The 14,166-nt window shown below is 69.9% G+C and carries 11 protein-coding genes; 1 reads left to right on the top strand and 10 read right to left on the bottom strand.

Annotated features, from left to right (window positions below):
* The first annotated feature begins 100 nt into the window (after nucleotides 1–100).
* The gene (locus I0C86_RS28810; protein ID WP_196204448.1) at nucleotides 101–829 is read left to right on the top strand and encodes a hypothetical protein; all 729 of its coding nucleotides are present in this window, start codon (nucleotides 101–103) and stop codon (nucleotides 827–829) included.
* Between the two features lie 52 nt (nucleotides 830–881).
* On the opposite strand, the gene I0C86_RS28815 is transcribed toward I0C86_RS28810, so the two are convergent.
* From I0C86_RS28815 to nuoF, 10 genes are all read right to left on the bottom strand, one after another.
* A complete protein-coding gene (locus tag I0C86_RS28815) occupies nucleotides 882–1,913 on the bottom strand; it encodes a polyprenyl synthetase family protein (RefSeq protein ID WP_196204449.1) in 1,032 nt (343 codons plus the stop codon).
* A 66-nt stretch (nucleotides 1,914–1,979) separates the two neighbouring features.
* Nucleotides 1,980–3,536 (bottom strand): NADH-quinone oxidoreductase subunit NuoN, encoded by a 1,557-nt coding sequence (nuoN, locus tag I0C86_RS28820; protein ID WP_230394957.1) that lies wholly within the window; start codon nucleotides 3,534–3,536, stop codon nucleotides 1,980–1,982.
* 37 nt (nucleotides 3,537–3,573) lie between these two features.
* On the bottom strand, nucleotides 3,574–5,109 hold the full coding sequence (locus I0C86_RS28825; protein WP_196204450.1) for an NADH-quinone oxidoreductase subunit M: 1,536 nt from the start codon (nucleotides 5,107–5,109) through the stop codon (nucleotides 3,574–3,576).
* A gap of 64 nt (nucleotides 5,110–5,173) precedes the next feature.
* On the bottom strand, nucleotides 5,174–7,090 hold the full coding sequence (gene nuoL, locus I0C86_RS28830) for an NADH-quinone oxidoreductase subunit L (RefSeq protein WP_196204451.1): 1,917 nt from the start codon (nucleotides 7,088–7,090) through the stop codon (nucleotides 5,174–5,176).
* Nucleotides 7,091–7,103: 13 nt separating this feature from the next.
* Complete coding sequence (gene nuoK, locus I0C86_RS28835) at nucleotides 7,104–7,421, bottom strand: NADH-quinone oxidoreductase subunit NuoK (protein WP_196204452.1); 318 nt, start codon at nucleotides 7,419–7,421, stop codon at nucleotides 7,104–7,106.
* A gap of 1 nt (nucleotide 7,422) precedes the next feature.
* On the bottom strand, nucleotides 7,423–8,193 hold the full coding sequence (locus I0C86_RS28840) for an NADH-quinone oxidoreductase subunit J (RefSeq protein WP_196204453.1): 771 nt from the start codon (nucleotides 8,191–8,193) through the stop codon (nucleotides 7,423–7,425).
* Nucleotides 8,190–8,780 (bottom strand): NADH-quinone oxidoreductase subunit NuoI, encoded by a 591-nt coding sequence (gene nuoI, locus I0C86_RS28845; RefSeq protein WP_196204454.1) that lies wholly within the window; start codon nucleotides 8,778–8,780, stop codon nucleotides 8,190–8,192. The genes I0C86_RS28840 and nuoI overlap by 4 nt, the downstream gene beginning before the upstream one ends.
* Nucleotide 8,781: 1 nt before the next feature.
* A complete protein-coding gene (nuoH, locus tag I0C86_RS28850; protein WP_196204462.1) occupies nucleotides 8,782–10,161 on the bottom strand; it encodes an NADH-quinone oxidoreductase subunit NuoH in 1,380 nt (459 codons plus the stop codon).
* A 2-nt stretch (nucleotides 10,162–10,163) separates the two neighbouring features.
* Nucleotides 10,164–12,662: an NADH-quinone oxidoreductase subunit G gene (locus I0C86_RS28855; RefSeq protein WP_196204455.1), complete on the bottom strand. Its 2,499-nt coding sequence runs from the start codon at nucleotides 12,660–12,662 to the stop codon at nucleotides 10,164–10,166.
* Between the two features lie 55 nt (nucleotides 12,663–12,717).
* Nucleotides 12,718–14,037 carry an NADH-quinone oxidoreductase subunit NuoF gene (nuoF, locus tag I0C86_RS28860; protein WP_196204456.1) on the bottom strand — a complete coding sequence of 440 codons (1,320 nt, stop codon included), beginning with the start codon at nucleotides 14,035–14,037 and terminating at the stop codon, nucleotides 12,718–12,720.
* Between the last annotated feature and the right edge of the window lie 129 nt (nucleotides 14,038–14,166).

Raw genomic sequence — 14,166 nt, forward strand, 5'->3', positions numbered from 1 at the left:
ATTATTCATCAGGTAGCCGGACTAGAGGGATACCTGGTCGTATGAAATCATTTCGCCGGTATGTGCTCCCCCGCTTACCCCCCGGCAGGAGACGAGACGGATGAACCGCAACCGCCCGTTCGGGGGCCTCGCGGTCCTGGCGATGCTGCTCTGCCTGCCGGCGGCGGGCACGGCCTGCGCCGGGCAGGAGAGAAAATGGGATCCGGTGGACTTCGGCACGCCGAGCCCGGCCGGCACGGCGTTACCGATCCGGGTCGACGAGGACGATGTCATGGGGGCGGCCCGCTGGCCCAGCGCCTGCCGGTTCCTCACCGACAACGAGATCCGGACGCTCCTGCCGCAGGCCGAGGAGATCGAACGCAAGCCGACTCCGGTCAGCGTGCTCTCCTTCGACGAGGAGCAACGGGAGCAGGCGTCGGAGGGTTCGTGCCGGTTCGAGTTCTGGCTCCGGAACGTGACCATCAAGGACGTGACGTCGGGCGTCAAGGTGAGCATCGTCGGCATCGCCGACCCGTCGATCATCGGCGACCACTACAGCGAGGAACTGGCCAGCGCCAAGACCCGCAGTGACCGGGATCCCGCCGTCGACCTGGGCGCCTCGCTCGGGCCGGAGGCCTGCTACACCTGGCGCGAGACGTCGAAACTCTTCCCGGTCGTGGTGTGCCGGCAGGGCCCCCTGATGTACGACGTCAGCGGCACCGGCTACGGCGACATGGAGGGCGTACCCGAAGACGATCTGGTCGCCCAGGGCGAATCCTGGCGCGACAAGGTCCTGATTCCGGTGGCCCAGATCATCGCCAGCAAGGTGCCGGCGGCGACAGGCGGTTAACCGGGGCCCCTTCTTCTACCGAAAGCGATAAGAAGGGGCCCTTCCTTACAGCTCAGCCGGTGCGGTCGGCGATGAAGTCGCAGAGGGACTCCAGGGCCTGTCGAGGGCCGCCGTGGGGCAGCGGGGCGAGCCGGGCCCGCGCCTCCTCGGCGTAGCTGCGGACGGTCTCGCGGGCCCGCTTCAGGGCCGGGGACTCGCGGAGCAGGCCGAGCGCCTCGGCGTGCAGTGTCTCGTCGGTGACCGGGCCCCGGGACAGGATGTCGCGGAGTCGGACGGAGGCGGCGTCGCCGTCGTCGGAGCTGAGCGCGTAGAGCACCGGCAGGGTGGGCACGCCCTCCCGCAGGTCGGTGCCGGGGGTCTTGCCGGACTGCACCGACTCGGAGGCGATGTCGAGCAGGTCGTCGGAGAGCTGGAAGGCCATCCCGACGGTTTCCCCGTACCCGGCCAGAGCCTCCGTGTACGCGGCCGGTGCGCCGCCGAACATCCCGCCGAAGCGCGTCGACGTCGCGATCAACGAGCCGGTCTTCTCCGCGATCACGTGCAGATAGTGCCGGACCGGGTCCTCACCGGCACGCGGACCGACCGTCTCGGCTATCTGGCCGTGTACCAGCCGGGCGAACGTCCGGGCCTGCAACCGCACCGCCTCGGTACCGAGGTCGGCCGCGATGTCGGCGGCCCGGGCGAACAGGTAGTCGCCGACCAGGATCGCCACCGAGTTGCCCCAGCGCGAGTTGGCGCTCGGCGCACCCCGGCGCACCGGCGCCTCGTCCATCACGTCGTCGTGGTAGAGCGTGGCGAGGTGAGTGAGTTCCATCACCACCGCCGCCGGCACCACCTGAGCGGCGGTCGGATCCCCGAACTGTGCCCCGAGCGCCACCAGCAGCGGCCGGAACCGCTTGCCGCCGGCATCCACCAGGTGCCGGGCCGCCTCCGCCACCAGCGGGTCGGCGCTGGTGATGTTCGTCAGCAACGCGGTCTCCACGGTGACCAGCACGCTGGCCACCGACGCCTCGACCTGGGCATCGACGAAGTCGATCCCGAGCGCCGTCATTCCGTCTACCGTTCCCCCCACGCCATCAACCATGCCACACCCGCCGGCCAACACCTGGTCGGGGGCAGTTGACGGACGACCGGACGTGGAGGGAGCCGGTCATCGGACAAATTCGGCGGCGCCGTTGGCGAGGTCCAGCAGTGGCGCCGGAGCGACCCCGAGGACCAGGGTGGCCAGTACGCCGATCGCCAGCGCCGTCGCGGTCAGGCCACCCGGCAGCGACACCGTCGGGGTGGACTCGCCCGGCTCGGAGAGCCACATCATCACGACCACCCGCAGGTACGGGAAGGCGAGGATCATGCTGGTCAGCACACCGGCGACCACCAGCCAGGTCTGCCCGGCGTCCAGGGCCGCCCCGAACACCGCGAACTTGCTGGTGAACCCGCTGGTCAGCGGGATACCGGCGAAGGCCAGCAGGAGGAACGTGAAGAGCCCGGCGTAGAGCGGGGAACGTCGGCCGAGTCCGGCCCACCGGGACAGGTGGGTGGCCTCGCCGTCCGCGTCCCGGACCAGGGTCACCACGCCGAACGCGGCGAGCACCGTGAAGCCGTACGCGACGAGGTAGAACATGGTGCTGGAGAGGCCGTCCCGGGACAGCGCCAGGGCGCCGACCAGCAGGTAGCCGGCGTTCGCCACCGACGAGTAGGCGAGCAGCCGCTTGATGTCGGTCTGGGTGACCGCGAGGATCGAGCCGACCAGCATCGTCAGCACCGCCACCGTGCCGAGGACCGGGACGAAGTTCCAGCTCGCGCCGGAGAACGCCACGTGCAGCACCCGGAGCAGACCGCCGAACGCGGCGACCTTGGTGCAGGCGGCCATGAAGCCGGTGATCGGGGTCGGCGCGCCCTGGTAGACGTCCGGGGTCCAGACGTGGAACGGCGCCGCCGCGATCTTGAACAGCAGGCCGATGGAGAGCAGCGCGAGGCCGGCGAAGAGCAGCACCGGGCTGGCCGACGAGTCGCTGACCGCCGTCCGGATCGTGCCGAAGTCCACCCCGCCACCGGTCCCGGAGCCACCGGCGCCGACCGTGAAGCCGTACACCAGCGCCATGCCGAACAGGAAGAACGCCGAGGCGTACGACCCGAGCAGGAAGTACTTGAGCGCGGCCTCCTGGCTCAGCAGCCGCCGGCGCCGGGCCAGCGCGCAGAGCAGGTAGAGCGGCAGCGAGAACGCCTCCAGCGCGATGAACATCGTCAGCAGGTCGTTCGCGGCGACGAAGAGCAGCATGCCGGAGATGGCGAACATCGTCAGCGGGTAGACCTCGGTCGCCCCGTCGGTGTCCGTCGCCTGGCGCTGGTCCTCGGCGGATCCGACGGTGACCGCCGCGTGCGCCACGAACGCGCCGCCGCGCTGCACCGTACGCTCGCCGATGAGCAGCAGCGCCATCCCGGCGAGCACCAGGATCGCGCCCTGGAGGAACAGGGCCGGCCCGTCGACGGCGACCGCCGTGCTGGCGGTGACCAGCCGGTCGTTCGCGTTCAGCACCACCATGACCAGCGCGGCGACCACGGCGAGCAGGCCGAGGATCAGCTGCACCAGGTGCCGGCGGGCCCGGGGCACGAACGCCTCGACCAGTACGCCGAGCAGCGAGGCCCCGAAGAGGATCAGGATCGGCGCGAGAGCCGCGTAGTTCATCGGCGGGAATTCGAGATCCATTATCGGACCTTCCTTACGTGCGCGACTGAGGGCCCGCTCACCGGTGTGCCTCCTGGACGGTGCCCACCGTCGGCGCCGGGTCCTGCTTGCCGAGGTCCTGCTCCATGGTGGCCTGGACGGCGGGGTTGATGACGTCGGTGACCGGCTTCGGATAGAAGCCGAGCAGCAGCAGCAGCGCGATCAGCGGGGCGACCACGACCTTCTCCCGGATCGACATGTCGCGCCGCATGCTCTCGACCCCGGCCAGCGCCGGGTTGAGCGTGCCCTGGGTGGTCCGCTGCACCATCCACAGCACGTAGGCGGCGGCCAGGATGATCCCGGCGGTGGCGACGATCGCGACCGGCTTGTTCACCGTGTACGTGCCGATCAGCACCAGGAACTCGGAGATGAACGGCGCCGTACCGGGCAGGGCGAGCGAGGCGAGACCGGCGAAGAACAGCACCCCGGCCAGTACCGGCACCAGCTTCCCGGCCCCACCGAAGTCGGTGATCAGCGCGGAGTTGCGCCGGGCCACGAACATCCCGACGACCAGGAAGAGCAGGCCGGTCGCGAGGCCGTGGTTGACCATGTAGAGCACCGCACCGGTACCGGCCTGGGTGGTGAAGGCGAAGATGCCGACCCCGATGAAGCCGAAGTGCGCGATCGAGGTGTACGACACCAGCCGCTTGAGGTCGTTCTGCCCGACGGCGAGCAGCGCGGCGTAGATGATGCCGATCAGGGCCAGCGCGATCGCCCAGGGCGCGAACCACTTCGACGCGTCCGGGAACAGCGGCAGGCAGTAGCGCAGGATGCCGAAGGTGCCGACCTTGTCCATCACGCCGACCAGCAGCGCGGCGGAGCCGGCCGGTGCCGCGCCACCGGCGTCCGGCAGCCAGGTGTGGAACGGGAAGAACGGCGCCTTGATCGCGAACGCGACGAAGAACCCGAGGAAGAGCCACCGCTCGGTGCCGGTGGAGATGTCGATCTGGGTCAGCGCCTGCCAGTCGAAGGTCTTGCCGCCGACCACCCAGAGCCCGATCACCGCGGCCAGCATGAACAGGCCGCCGACCAGCGAGTAGAGGAAGAACTTCACCGCCGCGTACTGGCGCTGGTGGCCGCCGTAGCTGCCGATCAGGAAGTACATCGGGACGAGCATGACCTCGAAGAACACGTAGAACAGGAAGACGTCGGCGGCGGCGAAGACGCCGATCATCGTGCACTCGAGGAAGAGCAGCAGCGCGAAGTAGACCGGCACGGAACGCTTCGAGGACTCCGCCTCGTGCCAGGACGCCAGGATCACCACCGGGACCAGCAGGGCGATCAGCATCAGCATGACCAGCGCGATGCCGTCGGCGGCAAAGGTGAAGTTGACCCCCCAACGCGGGATCCAGGAGTACGACTCGCGTAGCTGGAGCCGGTCTCCGCCGGCCTCGAACGCGATCCACATGAAGACGGCGAGCACCAGCACGGCCAGCGACCAGCCGAGCGCGATCCGCTTGGCCAGCTCGGCCCGGGTGGCCGGCATGAACACCACCACCAGCGCGCCGACCAGCGGCGCGACGGTGAGCACCGAGAGGAAGGGGAAGTCGGACATTATTCGGCCTTACCTCCGTCGTCAGTGCCCGGTCGGTTGAGGGCGCCCGGTCCCTTGAGGTCGGTCACGCCAACCACCCCAGCTGGACCGCCAGGAACGCGGCCACCACCAGTACGGCACCGGTCAGCATGGACATCGCGTACGACCGGACGAACCCGGTCTGTAGCCGGCGCAGTCGACCCGAGCCACCGCCCACGGCGGCGGCGAGCGCGTTGACCAGACCGTCGATCCCCCGGTTGTCCAGGAACACCAGCGCCCGGGTGAGGAAGATGCCCGGCTTCTCGAAGACCGTCTCGTTGAACGCGTCGGTGTAGAGGTTCCGGCGGGCCGCCCGGACCACCGGACCGGCCGGCTGCTCCTGCAGTGCGGTGCCGTTACGGAACAGCACCCAGGCCAGGCCGGCGCCGATCACCGTCAGGCCGAGCGACAGCACGGTGATCACGGTGTGCGAGAGCACCGGCTCGTGGTGCTCGCCGTGCCCGAGCACCGGGGTCAGCCAGTCGGCGACCGGGCTGGCCATCAGCGCGCCGGCCACCACCGAGCCGAGGCCCAGCAGGATCAGCGGCACGGTCATCAGCGCGGGGGACTCGTGCGGGTGGTCGATGTCCTCGGTCCAGCGCTTCGGGCCGTGGAAGGTCAGCACGAAGAGCCGGGTCATGTAGAAGGCGGTCAGGCCGGCGCCGAGCAGTGCGGCACCGCCGTACAGCCAGGCCGTCCAGTCGTCACGGGCGAACGCCTCGACGATGATCGGCTCCTTGGTGAAGAAGCCGGAGAACGGCCACATGCCGATGATCGCCAGCCAGCCGAGGCCGAAGGTGACCCAGGTGACCTTCATGTACCTCGCCAGCCCGCCGAACCGGCGGATGTCCACCTGGTCGGACATCCCGTGCATCACCGAGCCGGCCCCGAGGAACATGTTGGCCTTGAAGAAGCCGTGCGCCAGCAGGTGGATGATGGCCAGCGCGTACGCGCCGCCGCCGAGCCCGACGCCGAGGAACATGTAGCCGATCTGGCTCACCGTCGACCAGGCGAGGACCCGCTTGATGTCGTCCTTGGCCGCGCCGATGATGCAGCCCATCAGCAGGGTGAGCGCGCCGACGCTGACCACCACGGTCTGCAGCGTCGGGTCGAGCGAGAAGATCGGGTTGGACCGGGCGATCAGGTAGACGCCGGCGGTCACCATCGTGGCGGCGTGGATCAGCGCCGAGACCGGGGTCGGGCCCTCCATCGCGTCCGGCAGCCAGGCCTGGAGCGGGAACTGTCCGGACTTGCCGGCCGCGCCGAGCAGCAGCAGGAGGCCCATCACCAGCACCGTGCCGCCGGCGAGCTGACCCGCGCCGTTGAAGACGTCGGAGAACTGCGTGCTGCCGAGGGTGGCGAACATGATGAAGATCGCGATCGCCAGGCCGGCGTCGCCGACCCGGTTCATCAGGAACGCCTTCTTGCCGGCGGTCGCCGCGCTCGGCCGGTCGTTCCAGAACGAGATCAGCAGGTACGACGCCAGACCGACGCCCTCCCAGCCGACGTAGAGCATCACGTAGTTGTTGCCGAGCACCAGCAGCAGCATCGCGGCGACGAACAGGTTGAAGAATCCGAAGAACCGGCGCCGGCCCGCGTCGTGCCTCATGTACTCGACGGCGTACAGGTGGATCAGGAAGCCGACGCCGGTGATCAGCAGTACGAAGACCGCCGCCAGCGGGTCGAAGAGCAACCCGAAGTCGACGTGCAGGTCCCCGACCGCGATGAAGTCCCAGAGGGACAGCTCGACCGAGCGGTTCTCCAGGCCACGCAGGCCGATGAAGTAACTCAGGCCGAGCGCGAAGGTGGCGCCGATGCTGGCCACACCGAGCCAGTGTCCCCACCGGTCGGCACGCCGGCCGAGCAGCAGGAGGATCGCCGCGCTGACCAGCGGGATTGCCACCAGCAGCCACACGCTGCCCAGCAACCCCGTGGCGTGGGCGTACTCCACAGAATGTTCCACTGGTGGGCCCCTCTTAGTACTTCAACAGGTTGGCGTCGTCGACACTCGCCGAGCGTCGAGTCCGGAAGATCGTCATGATGATGGCCAGCCCGACCACGACCTCGGCCGCGGCGACCACCATGACGAAGAAGGCCATGATCTGACCGTTCAGGTCGCCGTTGATCCGGCTGAACGTGACCAACGCGAGGTTGGACGCGTTGAGCATCAGTTCGATGCACATGAAGAGGACCAGCGCGTTCCGCCGGATGAGCACTCCGACCGCGCCGATGGTGAAGAGCACGCAGGCGAGGATCAGGTAGTGGTTCGGCGATACCGAGAAGAAGTCCGACATGCTATTTCTCCGTCCCCTTCAGTGCCGTCTCCGAGTCGGACAGCTCGCGGGTCGGCAGGATCTGCGGAACGCTCCGCTCGGTCAGGCCACCGTCGGGCAGCCGGGCCGGGGTGGCGACCGAGGACGAGGTGGCGTAGACGCCGGGGCCGGGCTTCGGGCCCGGGTAGTTGCCGGGCCGGAACCGGGACCGCATCGTCGCGATCTGGTCCATCCGGTCCTCGCGACGGCGTTCGACGTGCGCCAGCACCATCGCGCCGACCGCCGCGGTGATCAGCAGCGCCGAGGTGATCTCGAAGGCGAAGACGTACTTCGTGAAGAGCAGCGCGGCGATCCCCTGCACGTTGCCGCCCGCGTTGGCCTGCTCCAGCCCGGCCGCGTCGGCCTGGCCGAGGGCCCGCCACATCCCGGTGGCGAGCAGGGCGCCGAAGCCGAGCCCGAGCACGATCGCGGCGATCCGCTGGCCGCGCAGCGTCTCGATCAGGGAGTCCGAGGCGTCCCGGCCGACCAGCATCAGCACGAAGAGGAACAGCATCATGATGGCGCCGGTGTAGACGATTACCTGCACCATGCCGATGAACGGCCCGGACTGGAGCACGTAGAACACGCCCAGGCAGAGCATGGTCAGCACCAGCCAGAGCGCCGAGTGCACCGCGTTGCGCGCCCACACCATGCCGATCGCGCCGATCAGGGCGAGCGGCGCCAGGATCCAGAAGGTCACCTGCTCCCCGCCGGTCACCCCACCGGCGGCGGCGAGCACCGATTGCGTCGTCACGGCGTGTCTCCCGTCGTACCGGAGCCGTCCACCGTGCCGGTCTCGGACCAGGGCGCCCGCTCCGCGCCGGCCGAGGTGCCCGGGTTGGTCAACGCGCCGACGTAGTAGTCCTTCTCGGTGTCACCGAGCCGCATCGGGTGCGGCGGCTGCTCCATCCCCTGGAGCAGTGGCGCCAGCAACTGCTCCTTGGTGAAGATCAGGTCCTGCCGGTTGTCCCGGGCCAGCTCGTACTCGTTGCTCATCGTGAGCGACCGGGTCGGGCAGGCCTCGATGCAGAGTCCGCAGAAGATGCAGCGGGCGTAGTTGATCTGGTACGTGCTGGCGTACCGCTCACCCGGCGAGAAGCGCTGCTCGTCGGTGTTGTCGCCGCCCTCGACGTAGATCGCGTCCGCCGGGCAGGCCCAGGCGCACAGCTCACAGCCGATGCACTTCTCCAGCCCGTCCGGATGCCGGTTGAGGATGTGCCGCCCGTGGTAACGGGGAGCGGAGACCGGCGGCTTGAACGGATAGTCGGTGGTGACGACCTTCTTGAACATGTGCGAGAAGGTGACCCCGAAACCCTTGAAAGAACCGGTGATCGCGCCCACGTCACACCTCCTTCTCGTCGTGACCGGCGCCGGTGGTGCCCGGCTGTCCGGCGCCCACGTTGGCCGGCTCTCGCTGCGCGACGGCCCGTTTCGTGCGTGGACTCGGTGGCACCTGTAGATCCATCGGCGGCAGCGGGAAGCTGCCGGACGGTCGCCGGTTGACCTTCTCCTGCAACGTCCGGGCCGGCGGCTGCTTCTTGGCGGGCCAGAGCAGCGTCACCAGCAGTACGACAAGCACCGCACCGGCGATGATCGTGTAGCGGTAGGACTCGCTGATGTCTTCCTTCTGCAGGGTGCGGATTCCGGCCAGCACCAGGATCCAGACCAGGTTGATCGGCAGCAGGACCTTCCAGCCGAGCCGCATGAACTGGTCGTACCGGAGCCGGGGCAGCGTGCCCCGGAGCCAGATGAAGACGAAGACCAGCGCGATGACCTTGCCCATGAACCAGAGCAGCGGCCACCAGCCGGAGTTGGCACCGTCCCAGAGGGTGATCGGCCAGGGGGCCCGCCAGCCGCCGAGGAAGAGCGTCGTGGTGACCGCCGACATGGTGACCATGGCGACGTACTCGCTGAGCATGAAGAGCGCGAACTTCAGCGAGCTGTACTCCGTCATGAAGCCCGCGACCAGCTCGGACTCGGCCTCGGGCAGGTCGAACGGCGCCCGGTTCGTCTCGCCGACGGTGGAGATGAAGAAGATGATGAAGCTCGGCAGCAGCAGGATGGCGTACCAGCCCGGGGCCGGCAGGTCCACCGCGCCGAACAGGTTCAGCCGGGTGCCGTCACCCTGGGCGGCGACGATCCCGCTGGTCGACATGGTGCCGGCGGTCATGAAGACCGCGACGATGGACAGGCCCATCGTCACCTCGTACGAGATCATCTGCGCGCTCGACCGCAGACCGCCGAGCAGCGGGTACGTCGACCCGGACGCCCAGCCGCCGAGCACGATGCCGTAGACGCCCATCGAGGAGCAGGCCAGCAGCACCAGCACCGCCACCGAGACGTCGGTGACCTGCAACGGGGTCCGCTCGCCGAAGATGCTCACCATCGGGCCGAACGGCACCACCGACAGCGCGGTCACCGCGCTGATCACCGAGATGGTCGGCGCGAAGAAGTAGACGACCTTGTCGGCCGCCTTCGGCAGGATGTCCTCCTTGAAGGCCATCTTGAGACCGTCGGCGAGGGTCTGGAGCAGGCCGAACGGGCCGATCTGGTTCAGACCGGGCCGCTGCGCCATCCGGGCAACCACCCGGCGCTCGAACCAGACGCCCAGCAGGGTGGCCAGCACGGCGAAGACGAAGGCGAACACGATCTTGATCAGGACCAGCCACCACGGATCCTTGCCGAAGTCCTGAAGCGTCGGGTCCTGGGCCAGATAGGCCAGGTTCATCGGGAACCTCCAGCGCTGGTGATGTTCAGCAGCGGTCCCGGACGACCGGCCACGTCGGCGGCCGGCTGCCCGGCCCCGACGGTCAGCCGGACGATCGTGCCGGACGCGGCCCCGAGGCTGCGCCGCACGGTCGCGCCGGGCGAGTTGGTGGGCAGCCAGACCACGCCGTCGGGCATGTCGGTGATCGCCACCGGCAGGGTGAGCGCACCCCGGTCGGTGCCGACGGTGACCGCGTCGCCCTCGGCCACCCCGAGCGCCTCGGCTGCGGCCTTGCCGAGCCGGACCACCGAGGGCCGGGCCGTGCCGCCGAGGTGCGGGTCGCCCTCGGTCAGGGTGCCGGCGTCGATCAGGTGGTGCCAGGTGGCGAGGACGGCCTCGCCCGGACCCGGTCGGGCCGGTTCGGCCGGCGCCACGGCCGGTGCGGCGGTCCGGTTGCCCTGGGTCGCCGGCAGGGCGCCCAGCTCGCGGCGGACGCTGTTCACGTCCCCGGTGCCGAGCTGCACGTCCAGCTGCGCGGCGATCGCGTCGAGCACCCGGCCGTCGGTCATCGCCGGGGTGTTCAGCACCGCCTCGAAGGTCCGCAGCCGGCCCTCCCAGTCGAGGAAGCTGCCAGCCTTCTCCACCACCGGTGCGACCGGGAAGACCACGTCGGCGCGGCGGGTGACGGCGCTGTGCCGCAGTTCCAGGCTGACCAGGAAGGGCACCGTGTCCAGCGCCTCGTCGGCCAGTCGGGGGTCGGCCAGGTCGGCCGGGTCGACCCCGGCCACGACCAGCGCGCCGAGCGCGCCGGACGCGGCGGCGGCGAGAATTCCGTCGGTGTCCCGGCCGGGCTGGCTCGGGATGACCCCGGCGGCCAGGTTCCAGGCTCCGGCCAGTTCGGCGCGGGCGGCCGGATCGGTCACCGGGCGTCCGCCGGGGAGCAGGTTCGGCAGGCAACCGGCGTCGACCGCACCACGGTCCCCGGCACGCCGAGGAACCCAGGCCAACCTGGCGCCGGTACGTTCGGCCAGCTCCGCGGCGGCGGAGAGCCCGCCCGGTACGGTCGCCAACCGCTCGCCGACCAGCAGCACCGCACCCGGTTGGCGCAGCGCCTCGGCGAGGGGGGCCTCGTCGGCGAGGGCCCGCGCCTCCGCACCGGGTGCGGCGAGGACCACCGTCGCGCCGAGCTTCGCGAAGCCCCGGGTCACGAACGGCGCCAGGGCGAACACCTTCAGGCCCCGCTTGGAGTACGCCTTCCGCAGCCGCAGGAAGAGGATCGGGCACTCCTCCTCGGGCTCGAGTCCGGCGATGACCACGGCCGGCGCCCGCTCGACGTCGGCGTACGTCACCTCGGTCGCCCCGGCCACGGTGCTGGCCAGGAACTGGGCCTCCTCGGCGGAGACCGGACGGGCCCGGAAGTCGATGTCGTTGCTGGACAGCGCCACCCGGGTGAACTTCGCGTAGGCGTACGCGTCCTCGACGGTGAGCCGGCCGCCGGTCAGTACGCCGACCCCGTGGCCCGCGTCGCGCGCCTCGCGCAGCCCGTCGGCGGCGAACGCCAGCGCCTCGCTCCAGGAGGCCTCGCGCAGCTCACCGGTCTTGGCGTCCCGGATCATCGGGTTCATGATCCGCTCGTTGGCCTGGGCGTACCGGAAGCCCCAGCGGCCCTTGTCGCAGTTCCACTCCTCGTTCACCGCCGCGTCGTCACCGGCCAGCCGGCGGGTGACCTTGCCACGGCGGTGGTCGGTGCGCTGGGCGCAGCCGGCGGAGCAGTGCTCGCAGACGCTCGGCGTGGAGACCAGGTCGAACGGGCGGGCCCGGAACCGGTACTGGGCGCCGGTCAGCGCGCCGACCGGGCAGATCTGCACCGTGTTGCCGGAGAAGTACGAGTTGAACGGAACGTCGCCGTCGTCGCCCTCCTCGCCGCCGTAGACCTCGTCCCGGTAGACGTTGATCTCCTCGGCGCTGGACCGGCCCATCAGGTCGATGAACTTGTCCCCGGCGATCTCCTCGGAGAACCGGGTGCAGCGCTGGCACAGTACGCACCGCTCCCGGTCGAGCAGCACCTGGCTGGAGATGTTGACCGGCTTCTCGTACTCGCGCTTCTGCTCGTGGAAGCGGGTCTCGGGACGTCCGGTCGACATCGCCTGGTTCTGGAGCGGGCACTCGCCGCCCTTGTCGCACATCGGGCAGTCGAGGGGGTGGTTGACCAGGAGCAGCTCCATGATCCCCTCCTGCGCCTTCTTGGCGACCGGAGAGGTGAGCTGGGTACGGACCACCATGCCGTCGGCCACGGCCTGGGTGCAGGAGGCGACCGGCTTGCGCTGGCCCTCCACGTCGACCAGGCACTGCCGGCAGGCGCCGGCCGGCGCGAGCAGCGGATGGTCGCAGAACCGGGGGATCTCGATGCCGAGCTGTTCGGCGACCCGGATCAGCAGCGCGCCCTTCGGCGCCGTCACCTCGATGCCGTCGATGGTCAGCGTGACGGTGTCGGTCCGCTTGGCAACGTCCGTCATCAGAGCCGCCCTCCATTCGCGACTGCGGGGCTCGCAAGCTCGCTCCTCGCGCTCATCAATGCGCCCCTACCAGGGTCTTCTCCGACAGCTTGGGAGCCGTCCGGCCCTCGATGTAGTCGAGGTAGTCCTGCTTGAAGTACTGCAAGGACGAGGTCACCGGGCTGGTCGCGCCGTCACCGAGGCCGCAGAACGATCGGCCGAGGATGTTGTCGCAGGTGTCCAGCAGGGTGTCCAGGTCCTCGTGGGTGCCCTGACCGGCGAGGATCCGCCGGTAGGTGCGGACCATCCAGTAGTTGCCCTCCCGACACGGCGTGCACTTGCCGCACGACTCGTGGTGGTAGAACTCCAGCCACCGGTAGGTGGCGTAGACCGGGCAGTCCTGGTCGGAGAAGATCTGGGTCGCGGTGGTGCCGAGGATCGAGCCGGCCGCCGCCACTCCCTCGAAGTCCAGCGGTACGTCCAGGTGCTCGGCGGCGAGCAGCGGTGTGGAGGAGCCGCCGGGGGTCCAGAACCGCAGGTTGTGACCGGGCAGCATGCCGCCGGCCAGTTCGATCAGCTCCCGCAGGGTGATGCCGAGCCCGCACTCGTACTGGCCCGGGTTGGCGATCCGGCCGGAGAGCGAGTAGATCATCGGCCCGGACGACTTCTCCGTGCCCATGGTCTTCCACCAGGCGGCCCCGCCCAGCACGATGTACGGCACGCTGGCGATGGTGCCGACGTTGTTGACCACGGTCGGGCAGGCGTACAGGCCGTGGGTCGCCGGGAACGGCGGGCGGAGCCGGGGCTGGCCCCGGAACCCCTCCAGCGAGTCCAGCAGCGCCGTCTCCTCGCCACAGATGTACGCCCCGGCGCCGCTGTGCACCACCAGGTCGAGGTCGAAGCCGGTGCCGAGGATGTTCTTGCCGAGGTAGCCGGCCCGGTACGCCTCGTCGACGGCGTTGCGCAGCCGCCGGGCGGCGTGCACCGCCTCGCCTCGGATGTAGATGTACGCCCGGTTGGCCCGGATCGCGTACGAGGCGATGATGACGCCCTCGACCAGCGAGTGCGGGTCGTGGGTCATCAGCGGCAGGTCCTTGCAGGTGCCCGGCTCGCCCTCGTCGGCGTTGACCACCAGGTAGTGCGGCTTGCCGTCGCCCTGCGGGATGAAGCCCCACTTGAGTCCGGTCGGGAAGCCGGCGCCGCCCCGGCCCCGCAGGCCCGAGTCCTTGATGAGCTGGATCAGGTCGTCCGGGTGTGCGGCAAGCGCCTTGCGCAGCGCGGCGTACCCGTCCAACCGCTGGTAGACGTCGAGTTGCCAGGCGTCCGGCGACAGCCAGCGCTTGGTGAGCACCGGGGTCAGCTTCTCCAGCGTCTCCCGCGAGGGCGTCGTACTCACTCCTTGGCCTCCTTCAGCGAGCGCTCCTGCGCCCCGTCGCCGTCACCGGCCGGCTTGCCGTCGCTGGCCGGCGGGTTGGCGCCGGCTCCGGCCGCCTCGGCGGCCCTGGCGTCGGTCGGCCCGGCCGCG

Origin of the sequence: Plantactinospora alkalitolerans (assembly GCF_015690345.1) — a bacterium.
Taxonomy (GTDB): domain Bacteria; phylum Actinomycetota; class Actinomycetes; order Mycobacteriales; family Micromonosporaceae; genus Plantactinospora; species Plantactinospora alkalitolerans.

Coding starts and splice junctions, on each gene's coding strand:
- I0C86_RS28810 (WP_196204448.1), top strand. CDS start 101: ATGAACCGCAACCGCCCGTTCGGGGGCCTCGCGGTCCTGGCGATGCTG.
- I0C86_RS28815 (WP_196204449.1), bottom strand. CDS start 1,913: ATGGTTGATGGCGTGGGGGGAACGGTAGACGGAATGACGGCGCTCGGG.
- nuoN (WP_230394957.1), bottom strand. CDS start 3,536: ATGGATCTCGAATTCCCGCCGATGAACTACGCGGCTCTCGCGCCGATC.
- I0C86_RS28825 (WP_196204450.1), bottom strand. CDS start 5,109: ATGTCCGACTTCCCCTTCCTCTCGGTGCTCACCGTCGCGCCGCTGGTC.
- nuoK (WP_196204452.1), bottom strand. CDS start 7,421: ATGTCGGACTTCTTCTCGGTATCGCCGAACCACTACCTGATCCTCGCC.
- I0C86_RS28855 (WP_196204455.1), bottom strand. CDS start 12,662: ATGACGGACGTTGCCAAGCGGACCGACACCGTCACGCTGACCATCGAC.